The organism is uncultured Abyssibacter sp., from assembly GCF_964000955.1.
Classification (GTDB): domain Bacteria; phylum Pseudomonadota; class Gammaproteobacteria; order Nevskiales; family OUC007; genus Abyssibacter.
In genome coordinates this window covers 1-16,784 of sequence record NZ_CAXFCL010000148.1, presented here as the reverse complement: position 1 = coordinate 16,784, position 16,784 = coordinate 1, and the positions used below count along the sequence as shown (strand labels likewise).

Genomic DNA, 16,784 nt, shown 5'->3' with positions numbered 1-16,784 from the left:
GACGGCGTGCCGGACTTCCGCGACAAGTGCCCGAACACACCGCCCGGAATCCCGGTCGACCGCAACGGCTGTCCGCTGGATTCCGATGGCGATGGCGTGCCGGATTCGCAGGACAAGTGCCCGAATACGCCACAGGGCGTGCCGGTTGATCGTCATGGCTGTCCGTTCGACACCGACGGCGACGGCGTGCCGGACTACAAGGACAACTGTCCGAACACGCAGCCCGGTGTGGCGGTGGACGAGCGCGGTTGCTCCCTGGATCTGGATGGCGATGGCGTGCTGAACCGGGATGACCTGTGCCCCAACACCCTGCCCGGCCTCGAGGTCGACAAGACCGGCTGCCCGATCCGGAACCAGGAGCTGGTGCTGGATGGCGTGCACTTCGAGTTCAACAAGGCGACGCTGCGGCCCGATGCCAAGACCATCCTGGATCGCGTGGCCAAGTCGCTGGCCGACCAGCCCGAGGTGAGGGCTGAAATCGCCGGTCACACGGACTCGATCGGATCGGCGGCGTACAACCAGAAGCTCTCGGAGCAGCGCGCTGCGTCGGTCCGCAACTACCTGATCAGCAAGGGAGTCAACCCGGACAGCCTGGTTTCCCGCGGCTACGGCGAGACCCAGCCGGTTGCGAACAACGCAACCGAGGAAGGTCAGGCCCGCAACCGCCGGACGGAGCTGCGCCTGGCGGAGTAGCGCTCCCGCCCGCTCGCATGGACAACGCCCGGGTGGCTTCCACCCGGGCGTTTTTTTGTGCAACATCGGGTTGGAACACTTGCATCGCGCTTGTCCGTCAGGGGTCCGGAGCCACCATGAGCGTCCGGCTGGACAAGCCACCCGGTACAAGATCACATGCCCATGGGGCGGAGTGACAGGACAATCGCCGTTTCGACCTTCTCAGACGCCGCTCATGACCAGGACGCTGAACGCGCGGGGTCGGCAAGAATCCTGCTGCTGGGTCCCGATCCGGATACCGGCCAGCTCATCGAGCGCGAACTCCGCAACCGCGGCATTGCCGCGCATGTCATCCAGACACGCGTCGACGACGACCTCGCGACCGGCATCCGCACGGAGCGCCCGCTGATCCTGATCATCGATCCCTCACTGGAGATCGACACCCCGGCCTGGTGCGCCACCGCACGTGCCGAGGACCCTCAGCTCACGACGCTGCTGCTGGACGGCGGGAGCCGAACCGGCACCGTGCAAACCCTGCGCGATCACGCCGCCCGCGACTGGGTACCGCTCGGCGATCCGGATGCGTTGGCCTTTGTCCTTGAACGTGAGATCGCGTTTTCGCGAACACGCCGTTCCCTGGATGAGCGCGAGCACACCACGCGACTGCTGGAAGCCCAGCAAAAGGCCCTGCTACGCGACATGGGCGTCGCCGTCGCGCTGATCACCGACGGCATCGTCACGGAGGCCAACGAACCGTTCGCCAGATTGGTCGGCGACGACGCTCCGCAGGACATGCCACTGCTTGATTTCATCGACCCCGCGCAGCGGCCGGACGTACGCGATGAGCTCGCCAGCCTGGCCACCGGCGTGAAAACCGCGGCGGATCTGGACCTGCAATTTGCGGCGCACGACGGCGACACACGGCCGCTGCGTGTGGCGTTGCGACGCATCGAGCGCGACGGCGTGACCGGCGTCGAACTCGTCAGTGCGCCCCGGCGCGAATCCCGCGAGGATCCGCGCGGGGTGCGCGCGCAACTGACCGACGCACTGGATCGCATGCGCAGCGACGGCTCCACGGACGTCCTGGCCCTGCTGGAACTGCGCCTGCTGGATATCGACGACCTGGAATCGGAGCTCGGATTCGCGGGCCTTGAGCAACTCATCGAGTCGGTGGAACGTTTTCTCGAGTCACTGCTTGATCAGGACGACCAGCTGTTTGGCGTTGCCCCGGGCCGCCTGATGATCCTGCTCAGACGCGCGGACGCGAAACGCGTCATCGCAAGCTGCCAGGGCTGGCTGGACAAGATCGGCCACGCCGTCTTCCGGACCGACCACCATCAGCTCCACATCGGCATGGGGGGTGTCGTGTATGCCAACGAGCTACGCGAGGAAGCGGAGCCCTGCATCCAGCGTATCGCGCGTCACTGGCAAACCCAGGCCCCAGAGCCCGGAACCGTCGCGCTGCTCGAATCCGACGACGCCGATCTGCAGCAGAAAAAGGCCGAGGAGGACTGGAAGAAGAAGATCCGGTACGCCCTCAAGCATGGCGGATTCTCCCTGAACTACATGCCAATCCTGAAGCTGGACGACGCCGAGGAGCAGCAGTTCGACGCGCTGATCAGGCTGACCACCAAGGACGGCAAGGAATATCAGGCGAGGGATTTCATCCAGGTCGCCGAGCATGCCGGCCTAGTCGCCGAGCTGGACCGGACGGTGGTAGACATTGCCATCGAGCTGCTGATGGACCGGCAGCGCGAGGAAGCGCCGCCAATGCGGCTGTTCGTCAAGCTGTCGGAACAGACCGTCGCCGATCACAAGGCGTTCCTGCAGTGGCTGCGCGTCCGGCTCGTTGGCAAACCGGCGGCCTACCGGCAACTGGTCTTCAACGTTCAGGAGTCCTTCCTGCAAAACCGCTACGAACAGGCCATGGCGCTCTGCGAGGGCGTTCGCCACTTCGGCGCCGGCCTGAGTATCGATTATTTCGGCACCGACGATCGCTCCATGCAGTTGCTGGAGACGCTTTATCCGGATTTCGTCAAACTGCATGCATCGTTCACCAAGGCGGCCTCACAACCTGGCTCGACCCAGAATCGAATGCAGGCTCTGATCGCGAAAGCGCAGGAAGAGGGTATCGAAGTCATCGCGCAGCGCGTGGAGGACGCCGAATCCATGGCCCTGCTCTGGCAGATGGGTGTCGGCTACGTCCAGGGTTTCCACATCAAGGGCCCCAGTCCCGCCGACATCGGCTAGCCGCCTCGATCAAAACCGCCCCGCAGCACCGGTCGCGCGGAACGAACCGTTGGTCGACAGGAACCGGCGGCGATCCCCCGGGCCGGTGGCAGGATTACCGACGGGCATCGGCCGCTGTTGCCAGTTGTTTGCAGAAACTGACGAGTACTGCTTGAAATTGCGGCGTTTTCCGACAAGCGAGTAGCCGTGAATTTCCTGTAAACGTGATAATCTTCGCTGAATGACGATTTCCCATGTCTTCGTCAGGGCCTGGGCAACCGGAGAGTTACCTCATGACGTCAGTTTCTCGCTCGTTCGTGCTTTTTTCAGTGATCCTCGGACTGGCCGCCTGTGGCGGTGAAGTTCGCAGCCCTGACTTCACGCCTCAGCTCGATCACATCGCGGTCAACCCGACGCCGATCACCATCGCGGAACAGACCACCCGGCAGCTGACGGCCACGGGCTTCTATACGACCCCGCCGTCCGAGGGACAGACGTTCACGCCGATTGACGTGACCGCCGACGTCAGCTGGTCCAGTGCGGATTCAAGCTTCGTGTCGGTGAGCGAAACCGGCGTGATCAGCGGCGAGAACGTGACGACCAGCGCGATTGACATCACCGCCACCATGGACGGCCAATCCGGCGTCGCCCGGGTATCGGTGCTCGCCGGCGTGGTCAACTCGCTTACCGTCTACTTTGGCAGCAACTGCACCGGCATCACCGGTCGCGCCGACATTTCGCAGGATTCCAGCGCACGGCTGAGCGCCGAGGCCACGTTCACCGACCCAACGTCGGGTAACGTCATCCCCGCGCTGACGCAGTGCTATCAGAGCGAAGTGGACTGGGTCAGTGCCGCCCCCGAAACGGTCTGCGTGGAAACCGCCGACTCGCCGACGCTCTGCCCCGGCCTGGCGGACACCGAACGCGAGCCGATTCCGGGACGCATCTGGGGCGAGGAATTTAACGACCAGGGCGTGAACGTCACCGCCACCTTCACGCAATCCAGCGGGGAGACGGCCACCGATTCGATTCCCGTGTTCGTCAGCGACGCGACACTGACCAGCATCTTCCTGTGTCCTGACGTCGCCGGCGCCACCGAATGTCTGCCCGGCGTGAGCACGCCGCGCGGTACCACGGTGTCCTATCGCGTTTACGGCGAGTTCTCCGACGGCGAATGCCGCGATGTCACCGGACTGGCCGGCGAGCCGCCGTCCGATCTGCGCAATGACCCGACCGTCGAGGTCACGCCGACGAGCGCGACCACCCGACTTGCCGTTGGCGGCTACAAGCAGACATCAGGTATCCCGATCACCGTGGCGCCAGCCGTTGCGGACGAGACGGTGGAACCCGGCGAGCCGATCACCTTCGGCTCGATGGATTCGGTCGATCCTGCGTTCTGTCAGGATCCGGGGCCGTACACGCCGGACACCGGGGTGGAAGCATCCATCACGCTGGCGGCGACCGTTCCGGAATTCGAAGACGTCGATGCCATCTCCACCGTCGCGATTCTGCCGACGGATGTCACGGCCATCTACGTGTGTCCGGAAGACCGGATGAACGAGAACACCTGCGTGCCGTGCCCCGGCACGACGTCCGAAGATGATCAGGATGCCTGCTACATCGCTTCCGGCGATACACCGGTCTTTGTCGGCAACGGCCTGAATCGGGATTTCCTGGCCTTCGCGATCCTGTCCGACGACTCGCGGCTCAACTACACGGACAATGAGCAGCTCACCTGGGTGGTCGAGGCGGAGGAAGCGGATCTGATCCCGAATACCGCCGACCTGGCCACCATCGAAAACGGCGATGACCTGAACGAGGACGGCGACACCACCGAGGGCCGCCTGTCTGTCAGCCCGCAGGCGAAGGCCACCTGCGAGGCCGCCGGTGTTTCGCCCTGTGACGTGATCGTGGGTGCTCAATATCTGATCCCCGGCACCAGCACCACGCTGGTGGACGCACTGACCGCCACCATCACCGGCGTGCAGCCCACCAACATCGTGGTCACGTCGGATCCGGAAGACGGCTGCATCTCCTCCGGGCTCGGCGCGATCTCCATCCCGCTGCTGCTGGAAGTCACTACCGCACAGCTGACCGCATCCGTGGATATCACGCTGCTGGATGACAACGACGCGCCGATTCCGGGCGAGAACTTCGTGGACACGAATTTCCCCGGCGTGCTGTGGGAAGACCCGATCGAAGGGACCTGGGACAACTCGGCCGACATGTGCGTCGAATCCGCGTTCGGACTGTTCGGTTCTCCGGTCACCGTCTCGAGCACGGGCCTGGTCGAACCCAACCTGCTGGTCACGGGACAGGCCTGCGTTGCCGGGTCGATCCGCGATGACGCGGGCGAACTGATCGACCCGCCGGGCGACGACACCGACCCGCTGATCGACGGCGGCACGATCACGGTCGACACCTTGTCCCTGCTCGCGGTGACCTGCGCGCTCGGAGACGGCTTCGATTCCGCCGAGCCTGGCGAGTAAAAGAACGAAAGACATGTTCCCCGGCGGCCACCCGCCGCCGGTGAACATGGAACGTGCCGGTGCGCCCCTCGTTCGAGCAGGCTCGATACCCTGCCCCGCAACCGCGAGAACGACACGCCGGGCGCCGACGCATCCGCAACGCATGAAGACCCCGCACCTGGTCTCCGAACGTCACCGGGCCACGCGGAGAACGGTCGGGCAAGGTCAATGACCGAAACCACGCTGGACGTCACGCGCATTCGCGCCATCACCTTCGACTTCGATGACACCCTGTGGCCGATCGCCCCGGTGATACAACGAGCCGAGCAGGTGCTGCGCGACTGGTTCGCCGAGCACGCGCCGGCGGTGCTGGAACGCTACGACGAGGCCGCTGTTCATGCATTGCGGCAGCGGGTCGGAGACGCCAATCCCGAACTGCTGCACGACATGACGGCGCTGCGCCTGAAAACGATTCGCGTGATGCTCGATTCGGTGGGTGCGGATACACAACGCGCCGACGATGCCTTCGCGGCCTTCTACGCAGCACGCAACGCGGTCGTGTGCTTCGACGACGTGGCCGAGGGGCTCGGCCGGCTCGCCAAGCGCTTCCGGCTGGCGGGCCTGACCAACGGCAACGGCCGACCCGGCCCCGATACCGGCCTGCATGTGCTGGAACACACCGTCTATGCCCGCGAGGTTGGTTGCGCAAAGCCCGATCCGCGCATCTTCGCCCACACGGCCGACCATCTGGAGCTGCAACCGGATGCGATCCTCCACGTCGGCGACCATCCTCATGCCGATGTGGCCGGCGCGCGGGCGTCAGGCTTCCAGGCCGTCTGGTTGAGCCGGCTGGATTCGACCTGGCCGACGACGGATCGCCCGCCCGTGACCGTCCGCTGCCTGCGCGAACTCGCGGATCGCCTGGGCGCCTGAATGCCGGTGCGCCTGCTGCCCTGCCTGTTGCTCATCGCAACGGCATCATTCGCGCGGGCGGAGGCTGCCGCCCCCGTCGTCCGACCGGAGGTGATCGCCAGTTTTCCGCATGATCGGGGTGCCTTCACCCAGGGACTGGCGTTTCTCGGAGCCCAGCTGCTGGAGAGCACGGGACAGCGCGGCGAGTCCGAGCTGCGCTGGGTCGACCTGGAATCCGGCGACGTGGAAAGGGCGATCGCACTGCCCTCGACCTGGTTCGGCGAGGGACTGGCCGTGGATGACCATCACCGGCTGATCCAGCTGACCTGGCGAGCCGGTCAGGCAATGGTCTGGTCTCGCCAGGGACGGGAACTCGATCGCTGGAGCTACGCCGGCGAAGGCTGGGGGCTGACCTTCGACGGCCGGGACTTGATCCGCAGCGACGGCAGCGCCACGCTGACCTGGCATGCCGCCGACGACTTCACGCCCTTGCGTCACGTGGAGGTCCGCGACGGCGCGAAGCCGGTTCGCAATCTCAATGAACTGGAATGGATCAACGGCCACGTGCTGGCCAATGTCTGGCACTCGCGCCGGATCGCGGTCATCGAGCCTCGAACGGGCCAGGTGGTGTTGTGGCTGGACCTGTCGGACCTGGATGCCGACACCTCGCGACGCGCGGAGAACACGCTCAACGGCATCGCGTGGATGGCGGACTCCCAGCGGCTGTTCGTCACCGGCAAACGCTGGGGCAAGCTGTACGAAATCACCGTCCCGGCACGCCTGCTGCGCGCCGGGAACCAGGGGGACTAGACCCGAGCCCGCATGATCCCGATACGCGACGACAACCCCACGCGCACACCGCCCATACTGACCTGGCTGGTGATCGGCCTGTGCGTGCTGGTGTTTCTGTGGGAATGGTCACTGGGCGCGGCCGCGCAGCAGGCGATCTTCGGCTACGGACTGATCCCGGCACGACTGCTCCAGGGAGCGATGCTGCCACCGGAGATCGGCACCGTCCCGGCGGTGCTCACGGTCTTCACCTCCATGTTCCTGCATGGCGGCTGGATGCACTTGATCGGCAACATGCTCTACCTGTGGATCTTCTCGGACAACGTCGAAGACGCGATGGGACATGGCCGCTTCCTCGTGTTCTATCTGCTTTGCGGCATCGGCGCGGCACTGGCTCAGGCCCTGCCCGCACCGGCATCCACGGTCCCGATGGTCGGGGCGAGCGGCGCCATCTCCGGGGTGCTGGGCGCCTATCTGGTGCTGTATCCCAACGCCCGGGTCACCGTGGTGATTCCGCTGGGCTTCTACCTGCATGTCACCAGATTGCCCGCCGTGGCGGTGCTGGGCCTCTGGTTCCTCATGCAGCTGCTGTCCGAACTGCTGAGCGGCGCGGGTTCGGGCGTCGCCTTCCGCGCCCATATCGGCGGATTCGTTGCCGGCCTGGTGCTGGTGTTCGCCTTCCTGCCGCGCCGCCGCTAGCCCGAGCGCCATCTCGCCCGGCGACGTCAGCGCGAACCTGTTCACCCGTCGCCGGCCCCGCCATCGTGGCAAACTCCCGCGCCAGACACGCAGAGGATGCCCAGGCCTTGGAGCCCGATCGATCGGTTTACGAGATCCTGCTGACAGAGGACGATGCACGCGTGTGCAAGGACGTGCCCGAATCCGCCTGCAATCATCTGCCGCGGAACTTCCTGATCCATATCGTGGCCCTGGCCGCGACCAAGACCGGCGATCATCTGGGCAGTGCCAAGCTGGTGCTGGTCTGGGTGCTGGGCGCCGTCGGCGCGCCGGGATTCATGGCCGGCCTCACCGTACCCATTCGCGAGTCGCTGGCCCTGGTCCCGCAGCTGCTGGTCGCCGCGTGGATCCGACACCATCGGATTCGAAAATGGTTCTGGGTGCTGGGCAGCGCCATCCAGGGTGCCTGCATGGCCGCGATGGGGCTGGTGGCGTTGCACGGCCATGGCGCCAGCGCCGGCTGGACACTGCTGGGCCTGCTGGTCGCATTCAGCCTTGCACGCGGCGTGTGCTCCGTCGCCATCAAGGACGTCCAGGGCAAGACGGTGTCGCGGCGCACGCGAGGCAAGGCCTCGGGATACGCATCGTCCATCGCCGGCGGCGCCGCGCTGGTGATCGGCGCGACCGGCCTGCTGTCCGGCGGCGAGAGCCTTGGCTACCTGGCGGCACTGCTTTTCGGTGCCGGCGGCCTCTGGTTGGGAGCCGCGTTCAGCTACGCATTTGTTCGCGAGGAACCCGGACAGATCAGCGGTGGAGGCAACGCCGCGGTCGAAGCGGTGCGCCAGCTGTCGCTGCTGCGTCGCGACGCCCAGTTCCGCCTGTTCGTGATCACTCGAGCGACCTTTCTGTCCACCGCCTTCGCGGCACCGTTCATGGTCCTGTCCGCCCGCGAAATCGGGAGTAGCGAATTCAGCGCGCTGGGCGGATTGCTGGTCGCCGTGGGCGCCGCCAATCTGCTGGGCGGCCCCGTGTGGGGACGTCAGTCCGACATTTCGAGTCGCCGCGTGCTGGTCATCGCCGGGCGTATCGCCGCGATCGCCTGTGGCGGCCTGTTCCTGGTGGTGCAGCTGGAGTGGCGATCTCCGCTGATCTACGCCGCGCTCTACTTCGTGCTGTCACTGGCGCACGGCGGCGTGCGTGTCGGCCGCAGCACCTACCTGATCGACATGGCCACGCAGGAGACGCGCGCCGCGTACACCGCCGTCAGCAACACACTGATCGGCGTGCTGCTCCTGGCGGGCGGTTCACTGGGACTGCTGGAACCCTGGCTCGGGCCCGACGGGCTCGTACTGCTGTTCGGCGCGGGCGCCCTCGTCGCCTCATTCGCGGCCGCAAGGCTTCCCGAAATCGAGGACTGATACCGGGCGGGCGAAGCACTAACCCGGTTTCGCCGAGCCCCAGTAGTTGTAGGTCAACACCCGGGGACCCGGCAGGTACATCTGCTCCAGGCTCTCGACCTGAAACCCGGCATCGGACAACAGATCGGGAATCTTTCGATCCAGGTGACAACCACCGGCGATCGGCTTCCACACCCGGTTCAGGCGAGTCTGCCAGCGCGCGACGCCGGAATCGGGCGCCTCGCCATGCTCGCAGAACAGCAGACGACCATCCGGCTTGAGTACGCGGCGCATCTCCGACAGCGCACCGGCGGCATCGGGAATCGTGCAAAGCGTGTAGGTGCACACCACCGTGTCGAAACTGTGGTCCGCCATCGGAATCGATTCGGCGGACAGCGGCACCAGCTCGGCCTCCAGGCCGGCGGCACGCATCCGCTTGCGTGCCAGGCGGTGCATGGCCTCACCCGGATCCAGCCCGTGCAGACTGTGGATTCGATCGGCGTCGTAGTGATGCAGATTCAGACCGGTCCCGATGCCGATCTCGAGCACGCGACCCCGGGCCTGCGGCACGACCTTCGCGCGTTGCCGCCGCACTGGCTTGATGCCGCAGGCCAGATCCAGCAGGTAGGGCAATACCCAGCGTTCGTACATCTCGTTCTCCTCCGCGCGGACACCCGACCGGCGTCAACCCAGCTTAACCGGCTCGCACCGTTCCGGACCATTGCACCGAGGCGGCGAGCGACTTCATCAGCGGCTCAATGTCATCGGTTGCGTCGCGCCCGATGACGGCAATTGCGACATTCTCGCCGGAGATGATTTCCCCGCGCCATCCACGCAGATCGACGTGAGTCTCCGCCGTGGACACGCCAGGCATCACGTACACGACAAAGCGCTGACCGGCACGCTCAATCACCGCATGCAGCGCGGCGCGCCCCTCGAGAATGCAGTATCCGGCGCGGGTCAGTCCTTCCGGAATGGCGCGGACCTGTCCGCCCAGACGCTCGATGACATGCTGGAAGTCCGCCGGTGCCGCCGGATTGGCCGTCAGTTCATGCGCGGCGTCGTATTCGGTATGCGACACCACGGAGCCCGCCCAGTCGGCTCCGGCAACCGTCGATGGCGCCGGCCACCCGATCACGATCGCGGCCACCAGCACCGAGGCGGCCAGCGCCATGCCGGCCATCGACGGCGCCAGCCAGCGCGGCCGCCGTGGACCGGCGAGCTTGAGCCGCTCGGTCAGCCCGACCGGCGGATCGACATTCAGCGCATCCGCGACCCTCAGGTCCAGCGTCCGGATCTGCGAGGCCACGCGACCGCAACGTTCGCACTGTTCCACATGAGTCGCCACGGTAGACGGCAGCCGGGCGGGGTCGGTCAGCAACGCGCGCCGTGCTTCAAAGCAGTTCATGCCTGCACCTCCCGCCGACCTGACTCGGCGTCCTGCTGGAGCAGCCGCTGACGGGCTCGGTAAACACGATTCCCGACGGCCGCGGGCGTGGTGTCCATGATCTCGGCGATCTCCTTGAGGCTGTAGCCATAGCCGGCCTGCAACAGCAGCGCCTCGCGATCGGCGACGGGCAGGCTGGACAAACGTGTGCGGATCTCGTCCGCAGCCGCCACATCATCGGTGGGAACCGCCGGCAGATACTCCATTTCATCCACATCCACCGTTGTCGGCTGGAACCGCTCGAACCGGCGGAGATGCTCTCGCCGCACGGTGGTGATCAACCAGGCGCGCGCCGCCTTGACGTCCTGCAGCTTGTCGAAGGATTTCCAGGCGCGCAGCAAGGTGTCCTGAACCAGATCCTCGGCAATGTGCACGTCCCGGCAAAGCCAGTGCGCGTACCGGTAAAGGTCCTGCGCGTAGGCGTCGACCAGCGCGGCGAAGTCATGACCGGAGCGGCTCATCCCGCCCTCCCCGGGCAATTGCGCATGACATCGAAACACTGGTTGCTCATCCATCTCCCCGGCGTGGGCCTCGGTGCATCAATAGACCGTTCCATGACGAGGATTTTGTCATAGTCGCATCGAACGGAAATATTAATTACCACACGTTTCCATGCCATGAGATTGCGCGCTCATACCGACTTCTCCAGAATCCGTTTTTACAAGATATTTGTTTGTCATTTTTTGCGAGGAGCGCCAAGTAATGATCCTTACCCATGAGCACAAGGAACTGCATCGCACGGTCAGCAAGTTCGTTCAGGACGAGATCAACCCGCACGTCGAGGAATGGGAAGCCGCCGGCATCTGGCCCGCCCACGAACTGCTCAAGCGCATGGGTGACCTGGGTTTGCTCGGCGTCAACAAGCCCGAGGAGTACGGCGGCATGGGCCTGGACTACTCCTATGAACTGATGTTCGCGATGGCGCTGGGGCAATGCCGCTGTGGATCGCTGCCGATGGCCATCGGCGTCCAGACCGACATGGCGACACCGGCATTGGCGCGCTTTGGCTCGGACGATCTGCGCAAGGAATATCTGGCGCCGGCGATCGCCGGGGATCAGGTCGTCTCGATCGCGGTCTCCGAGGCGGGCGCCGGCTCCGACGTCGCCAGCATCAAGACCACGGCGACCAAGGACGGGGGCGACTACGTGATCAACGGCTCCAAGATGTGGATCACCAACGGCACCCAGTCCGACTGGGCCTGCATGCTGGTGAACACCAGCGACGACAAGCCGCACAAGAGCAAGTCGCTGATCGTCGTCCCGCTGGATGCCAGGGGCGTGGATCGCCAGACCAAGCTGGACAAGCTGGGCATGCGTGCCTCCGACACGGCGATGATCTTTCTGGACAACGTACGCGTCCCGCAGCGCAACCTGATCGGCCAGGAAGGCATGGGCTTCATGTATCAGATGCTGCAATTCCAGGAGGAGCGCCTGTTCGGCGCCGCGACCGCCATCGAGGGTCTGGAAAGCAATATCGACGAGACCATCGACTACGCGCGCAGCCACAAGGCCTTCGGCCAGTCCGTACTCGACAACCAGTACGTGCACTTCCGGCTCGCCGAGCTGAAGACCGAGGTCGAGGCGCTCAAGGCGCTGACCATGCAGGCCACCGAGCAGTACATCAACGGCCGCGATGCCAGCATGCTCGCATCGATGTGCAAGCTGAAGGCCGGCCGGATCTCCCGCGAGGTCACCGACGCCTGCCTCCAGTTCTGGGGCGGTCAGGGCTTCATGTGGGAAAACAACATCGCGCGCGCCTACCGCGATTCCCGGCTGATCTCCATTGGCGGCGGCGCCGACGAGGTCATGCTCGGGATCATCTGCAAGCTGATGGGCACGCTGCCAAGCCGGAAGAAGGACGGCGCCGCCACGGCGGGCAAGGCCGCCTGATCCGCTACCCGCGGACCCGACACGCGTTGGCCGGAACCGGGAAATCCCCCCGTCCGGCCAGCGCCTGGATCACAGACCGGGCAGCAACCAGCCGCTACGCCGCTTGTAGTCGGCCCATTCCGGATACCGGGACATGGAGGCTTCCTTGAGCACCATGTTCACCGAGAAGATTCCGATCCAGATCCACGCCAGGATCAGCACCGGAATCCAGTGCCAGACCAGCAGGGCGTAAGTGCCGTAGATCATCATCTCGCCCAGGTAGTTGGGATGGCGAATGTAGCGGAACATCCCCGTGGTGATCAGGCCGCGCTGGACCTTGAGCGTGAAGTACTTCTGCGCATCGGCCGACAGCATGATGGCGACGCCCAACGTGTGCAGCGAAATGCACAGGGCGAACCAGGCGTTGTCGGGCAACGGATAGCTCGGATTGCTGATGCCGGAAATCAGCAGCCAGGCGATCAGCCAGTAAAGACCCAACCCGCCGACGATCGACATGACGGCACCACCAAAGGTGACGCGAGCCTGCCAGTTGGGGTCGGGGAAGGTCACATCCTTCAATATCCAGCAAAGGCCGTAGCTGCCATGCAGCGCCAGATAGACCCAGGCCGCGGGCGAGGTGTTGCCGTACCACCACATCAGCAGGCCCACGAACAAAAACGTCCCACCCTTCTGCGCATTGATCACCCACGCGAACTTCAGCGGCCGGGGACCTCCCAGAAAGTCACGGGTCATGTAATCGGTCAGCGACCGCATCCGCTGCGCCAGGCGCGGCGGAGGGCGTCGATCCGACCCGGCGGACAGATCAGTCTGCACGGTATCCGTCATCGGAATGCTCCTCCTCGGTGGACTCCGGTGGTTCGTTCGCGATGTTCGGCATCGGCTGCGCCGGTCCCTGCAGATTGAACACATCGGCGCAGGCGGTGTAGCCGGTCAGCACCAGCACGGGGACCAGCACGATCAGGCCCAGCCCCAGCGGAATCATCGCCACCAGAAACAGCAGCGTGACGAGCAGGCCGTACAGCAGCAGCGCCCGCCAGTTCCGCCACGCGGCATCAAACGAGCGCTCGACCGCCTCCCAGGGCTTGCAGCCCGCGACGGCGACCAGGGGTACGGCGATCCAGAACGCCATGATCATCGCGCCCATCGGCACGGTCAGCACCAGCGCAAGCAGCACCCAGGTCATCCAGGAAATCTCACCCAGCCCCTCCGGGTTCTCGAACACGCCAAGTCCGATCGTCAGCAGAACCCCGACGACCGCAACCACCACGACCACGAGCGATGCGAGAAGCTGGATCAACCCGAGCAACAGCAGGTCGACAAAGCGACCGGAGAAACCGGCGAGCAGGTGGGCGATCTCGACCCGCCCGCCACCGGCCTGCTGATGCGCGCCGATCATCAAGCCTCCGATAAACACCGGGAAGATCAGATTCATCAGGAGACTGACGAACTGCATGCGACCAGCCAGCGCACTGATCGCCAACAGGATGATCGCCAGCACCAACCAGGTGCCGACCTGCGCCGAGAACAACCGCCACGCGGCGCCAATCCATCGTCGCCCGGCCACCGCGGGCCGCACCCTGACATCGAGCTCCTGCTCCATCAATACGCCACGCCGTCATCCAGTTCGAGCGCGCATCATACCGCCTGCCCGGCCACGCGGCGTCATCGGCCGGCGCGGATGGATTAGGCTAGTCGCATCGTTCCCAGCACATGCCCGGACTCATGAAACTGCACTGGCAAATCCTGATCGCCCTCGTCGCCGCCGCAATCGTCGGCTCCGTGGTCCCCGAGTCGGGCTGGTGGATCGATGCCTTCGATCTGATCGGCAGCTTCTTCCTGAACGCGCTGAAGATGCTGATCGTGCCGCTGATCATGTCGTCGATCATTGTCGGCGTGATGGGCCTGCCGGGCGGTCGCGCGCTGGGCCGACTCGGTGGCAAGACCCTGGCGTACTACCTCGCGACCAGCCTGATCGCGATCCTGATCGGCCTGTTCGTGGTCAACCTGCTGTCGCCGGGCACCATCGACGGCGCGCCGGCGGGCGACCGGCTAGGCCTGGACGCCGGGACCGGCCAGGTGATGGAGCGCATCGAAGGACGCGGGGCCGGCGACGTCATCGGCATCATTCTGCGGCTGGTACCGCCGAACATCGTCGAAGCGGCCGCGGCCGGGCAGATGCTGGGCCTGATCGTGTTCTCCATCCTGTTCGGCTTTCTCGCCACCCGGGTCCCGGGACGACCCGGCGAAGTGCTGAAGGATTTCTGGGACGGCGTTTATCAGGTCATGCTGCACATGACCGACCTGATCATGCGCATCGCGCCCATCGGCGTGTTCGGGCTCGTGGCCGAGGTCGTGGCGCAGACCGGATTCGACGCCGTCGGTCCACTGCTGGTGTTCTTCGTCACCGTCCTGATCGCGCTGGCCGCGCATCTGCTGATCGTCATGCCGCTGATGCTCGTGCTGGTCGCGCGCGTCAACCCGGTCAAGCACTACGTGGCGATGTCACCGGCCCTGCTGACGGCCTTTTCGACCAGTTCGTCATCGGCCACCCTGCCGGTGACGCTGGATTGCGTGGAGAGCCGCGCGGGCGTGTCCAACCGGACCAGCAGCTTCGTGCTGCCGCTGGGCGCCACCGTCAACATGGACGGCACGGCGCTTTACGAATGCGTCGCGGCGATGTTCATCGCCCAGGCCTACGGCCTGGACCTCACGCTGGGCACCCAGTTCGTCATCGTGCTGACCGCCCTGCTGACGTCGATTGGTGTGGCCGGCATCCCGTCGGCCAGCCTGGTCGCCATCGGCGTAATCCTGACCACCATCGGGCTACCCCTCGAAGGCGTGGGCCTGATCCTCGCCGTGGACCGGGTGCTGGACATGTGCCGCACCGCCGTCAACGTGTTCTCCGATTCCACCGGCGCGGTGGTCATCGCCCGCAGCGAGGGCGAGCAGACACTGCTGGTCGACGCGAGGAGCTGATGCCCCAAAAGAAAACGGGCCCGAACGGGCCCGTTTTCAATCTGCCTTTTGCCGATCAGGCGGCGATCAGGCGACCTTCGCCGTCGGCTGCTCCGATTCCTCAGAAGCGGCTGCCTCGGGGTTGAACGCCGTGCCGGCCAGGTACTCCTTGGTGAAGGCGTCGGTCATGACGGCCTCGTAGCGCAGGCGGTCGTATTCGCCCACCTGCTCGGCCTCATCCGACGTCAGCACGCCCTGCGCCACCGCTTCTTCCAGACGGGCTTCCAGCGTCATGCCGGACAGCTCGCCCTTGGACAAAGCCTTGTAGTACTTGTTGTACAGAGGCTCGACCGCGATGAGCTTGTCGAACGCGACTTCCAGCAGCCCGACCGGATCGTTCGCATCCTTGGGCAGGAAGCAGATCTGCGACAGACGATCACGCAGCTCGGTCGGCTCCATCATCATGTCGGCCAGCTTGCCGTTGAGATCATCCGACACGGCGCGGTAGGAACGACCGAACGGGAACACCATGCGGCGCATGACCGACCCGACGATGCCGACAGGGAAGTTCGCGAAGAACTCGTCGAAGGCTTCGTAGATGGTGTTCAGCGAGTCTTCCACGCACCACTGCACGTGCGGCAGATCCTCTTCCGGCCGGCCTTCGTCCTCGTAGTACTTGAGCACGGCGGTGGCCATGTACAGGTGACTCAGCACGTCACCCAGGCGGGCTGACAGGCGCTCCTTGCGCTTCAGCTCACCGCCCAGCACACCCATGGTCACGTCGGAGACAAAGGCCAACGAGGCCGACATGCGCTCCAGCTGCTTGTAGTACTTCGCCGTCGGCCCGTCGACCGGAGCCTTGGCCAGCGCACCGCCGGTCAGGCCCAGCGTCAGCGCCCGCACGCCGCGATTCATGGAAAAGCCGATGTGGCCCCACAGCAGCTTGTCGAACTCGGAGAGGTCGTTCTGGCGGGCGGCCTCCATCTCCGGGAACACATAGGGATGGCAGCGAATGGCGCCCTGGCCGAAGATCATCAGGCTGCGGGTCAGGATGTTCGCGCCTTCCACGGTGATCGCCACCGGAATCGCCTGATAGGCGGAGACCAGGTAGTTGCGAGGCCCGACCATGATGCCGCGGCCACCGTGCACGTCCATGGCGTCGGTCAGCGACTGCCGCATCATTTCCGTCATGTGGTACTTGGCGATGGCCGTGACCACCGACGGGGCGCAGTTGTCGACGGCGCTGGCCGTCAGCGTACGCACCGCCTCCAGGCGGTAGTTCAGCCCGGCGATACGGCCGGTGGCTTCCTGCACGCCCTCGAACTTGCCGACCGACAGCTTGAACTG

15 protein-coding genes are annotated in these 16,784 nt (G+C 65.3%); 9 read left to right on the top strand and 6 right to left on the bottom strand.

Annotated elements, in window-relative coordinates; genetic code table 11:
- The 7 genes from ABNS06_RS07275 to ABNS06_RS07245 form a co-directional block, all read left to right on the top strand.
- Window positions 1–693 (top strand): OmpA family protein (locus ABNS06_RS07275; protein WP_348673553.1); only part of this gene is annotated, 693 nt, incomplete at its 5' end.
- Window positions 694–855: 162 nt separating this feature from the next.
- Window positions 856–2,922, top strand: coding sequence for an EAL domain-containing protein (locus tag ABNS06_RS07270; RefSeq protein ID WP_348673551.1), 2,067 nt, complete (start codon window positions 856–858; stop codon window positions 2,920–2,922).
- Between the two features lie 272 nt (window positions 2,923–3,194).
- Window positions 3,195–5,390, top strand: a complete 2,196-nt coding sequence (locus tag ABNS06_RS07265) for a hypothetical protein (protein ID WP_348673550.1) — start codon at window positions 3,195–3,197, stop codon at window positions 5,388–5,390.
- A 207-nt stretch (window positions 5,391–5,597) separates the two neighbouring features.
- Window positions 5,598–6,302, top strand: a complete 705-nt coding sequence (locus ABNS06_RS07260) for an HAD-IA family hydrolase (protein ID WP_348673548.1) — start codon at window positions 5,598–5,600, stop codon at window positions 6,300–6,302.
- Window positions 6,303–7,091, top strand: a complete 789-nt coding sequence (locus tag ABNS06_RS07255) for a glutaminyl-peptide cyclotransferase (RefSeq protein ID WP_348673547.1) — start codon at window positions 6,303–6,305, stop codon at window positions 7,089–7,091.
- A 12-nt stretch (window positions 7,092–7,103) separates the two neighbouring features.
- The gene (locus ABNS06_RS07250) at window positions 7,104–7,769 is read left to right on the top strand and encodes a rhomboid family intramembrane serine protease (RefSeq protein WP_348673546.1); all 666 of its coding nucleotides are present in this window, start codon (window positions 7,104–7,106) and stop codon (window positions 7,767–7,769) included.
- Window positions 7,770–7,876: 107 nt separating this feature from the next.
- Window positions 7,877–9,166: an MFS transporter gene (locus ABNS06_RS07245; RefSeq protein ID WP_348673544.1), complete on the top strand. Its 1,290-nt coding sequence runs from the start codon at window positions 7,877–7,879 to the stop codon at window positions 9,164–9,166.
- Between the two features lie 18 nt (window positions 9,167–9,184).
- Here the strand turns inward: ABNS06_RS07245 and ABNS06_RS07240 are convergent, their stop codons facing one another.
- From ABNS06_RS07240 to ABNS06_RS07230, 3 genes are read right to left on the bottom strand one after another with little or no spacing between them, the layout of a single operon-like run.
- Window positions 9,185–9,796 carry a methyltransferase domain-containing protein gene (locus tag ABNS06_RS07240; RefSeq protein ID WP_348673543.1) on the bottom strand — a complete coding sequence of 204 codons (612 nt, stop codon included), beginning with the start codon at window positions 9,794–9,796 and terminating at the stop codon, window positions 9,185–9,187.
- Window positions 9,797–9,839: 43 nt separating this feature from the next.
- Window positions 9,840–10,553 carry a DUF3379 family protein gene (locus tag ABNS06_RS07235; RefSeq protein WP_348673541.1) on the bottom strand — a complete coding sequence of 238 codons (714 nt, stop codon included), beginning with the start codon at window positions 10,551–10,553 and terminating at the stop codon, window positions 9,840–9,842.
- Complete coding sequence (locus ABNS06_RS07230; RefSeq protein WP_348673540.1) at window positions 10,550–11,053, bottom strand: sigma-70 family RNA polymerase sigma factor; 504 nt, start codon at window positions 11,051–11,053, stop codon at window positions 10,550–10,552. The genes ABNS06_RS07235 and ABNS06_RS07230 overlap by 4 nt, the downstream gene beginning before the upstream one ends.
- A 241-nt stretch (window positions 11,054–11,294) precedes the next feature.
- On the opposite strand from ABNS06_RS07230, the gene ABNS06_RS07225 reads away from it, so the two are divergent.
- Window positions 11,295–12,482 carry an acyl-CoA dehydrogenase family protein gene (locus ABNS06_RS07225; RefSeq protein WP_348673538.1) on the top strand — a complete coding sequence of 396 codons (1,188 nt, stop codon included), beginning with the start codon at window positions 11,295–11,297 and terminating at the stop codon, window positions 12,480–12,482.
- A gap of 69 nt (window positions 12,483–12,551) precedes the next feature.
- Here ABNS06_RS07225 and ABNS06_RS07220 read toward each other — a convergent pair whose 3' ends face one another.
- Window positions 12,552–13,307: a DUF1295 domain-containing protein gene (locus tag ABNS06_RS07220; protein ID WP_348673536.1), complete on the bottom strand. Its 756-nt coding sequence runs from the start codon at window positions 13,305–13,307 to the stop codon at window positions 12,552–12,554.
- Entirely contained in the window at window positions 13,285–14,082 is a 798-nt protein-coding gene (locus ABNS06_RS07215) for a BPSS1780 family membrane protein (RefSeq protein WP_348673534.1), read from the bottom strand. The genes ABNS06_RS07220 and ABNS06_RS07215 overlap by 23 nt, the downstream gene beginning before the upstream one ends.
- A 122-nt stretch (window positions 14,083–14,204) precedes the next feature.
- On the opposite strand from ABNS06_RS07215, the gene ABNS06_RS07210 reads away from it, so the two are divergent.
- A complete protein-coding gene (locus ABNS06_RS07210) occupies window positions 14,205–15,458 on the top strand; it encodes a dicarboxylate/amino acid:cation symporter (RefSeq protein ID WP_348673532.1) in 1,254 nt (417 codons plus the stop codon).
- A gap of 66 nt (window positions 15,459–15,524) precedes the next feature.
- Here the strand turns inward: ABNS06_RS07210 and ABNS06_RS07205 are convergent.
- Window positions 15,525–16,784 (bottom strand): acyl-CoA dehydrogenase domain-containing protein (locus tag ABNS06_RS07205; RefSeq protein ID WP_348673530.1); only part of this gene is annotated, 1,260 nt, incomplete at its 5' end.

Bases quoted from the DNA above. Each gene is read 5' to 3' on its own strand.
- ABNS06_RS07270 (WP_348673551.1), top strand. From the start codon at position 856: ATGGGGCGGAGTGACAGGACAATCGCCGTTTCGACCTTCTCAGACGCC.
- ABNS06_RS07265 (WP_348673550.1), top strand. From the start codon at position 3,195: ATGACGTCAGTTTCTCGCTCGTTCGTGCTTTTTTCAGTGATCCTCGGA.
- ABNS06_RS07260 (WP_348673548.1), top strand. From the start codon at position 5,598: ATGACCGAAACCACGCTGGACGTCACGCGCATTCGCGCCATCACCTTC.
- ABNS06_RS07255 (WP_348673547.1), top strand. From the start codon at position 6,303: ATGCCGGTGCGCCTGCTGCCCTGCCTGTTGCTCATCGCAACGGCATCA.
- ABNS06_RS07250 (WP_348673546.1), top strand. From the start codon at position 7,104: ATGATCCCGATACGCGACGACAACCCCACGCGCACACCGCCCATACTG.
- ABNS06_RS07240 (WP_348673543.1), bottom strand. From the start codon at position 9,796: ATGTACGAACGCTGGGTATTGCCCTACCTGCTGGATCTGGCCTGCGGC.
- ABNS06_RS07235 (WP_348673541.1), bottom strand. From the start codon at position 10,553: ATGAACTGCTTTGAAGCACGGCGCGCGTTGCTGACCGACCCCGCCCGG.
- ABNS06_RS07230 (WP_348673540.1), bottom strand. From the start codon at position 11,053: ATGAGCCGCTCCGGTCATGACTTCGCCGCGCTGGTCGACGCCTACGCG.
- ABNS06_RS07225 (WP_348673538.1), top strand. From the start codon at position 11,295: ATGATCCTTACCCATGAGCACAAGGAACTGCATCGCACGGTCAGCAAG.
- ABNS06_RS07220 (WP_348673536.1), bottom strand. From the start codon at position 13,307: ATGACGGATACCGTGCAGACTGATCTGTCCGCCGGGTCGGATCGACGC.
- ABNS06_RS07215 (WP_348673534.1), bottom strand. From the start codon at position 14,082: ATGGAGCAGGAGCTCGATGTCAGGGTGCGGCCCGCGGTGGCCGGGCGA.
- ABNS06_RS07210 (WP_348673532.1), top strand. From the start codon at position 14,205: ATGAAACTGCACTGGCAAATCCTGATCGCCCTCGTCGCCGCCGCAATC.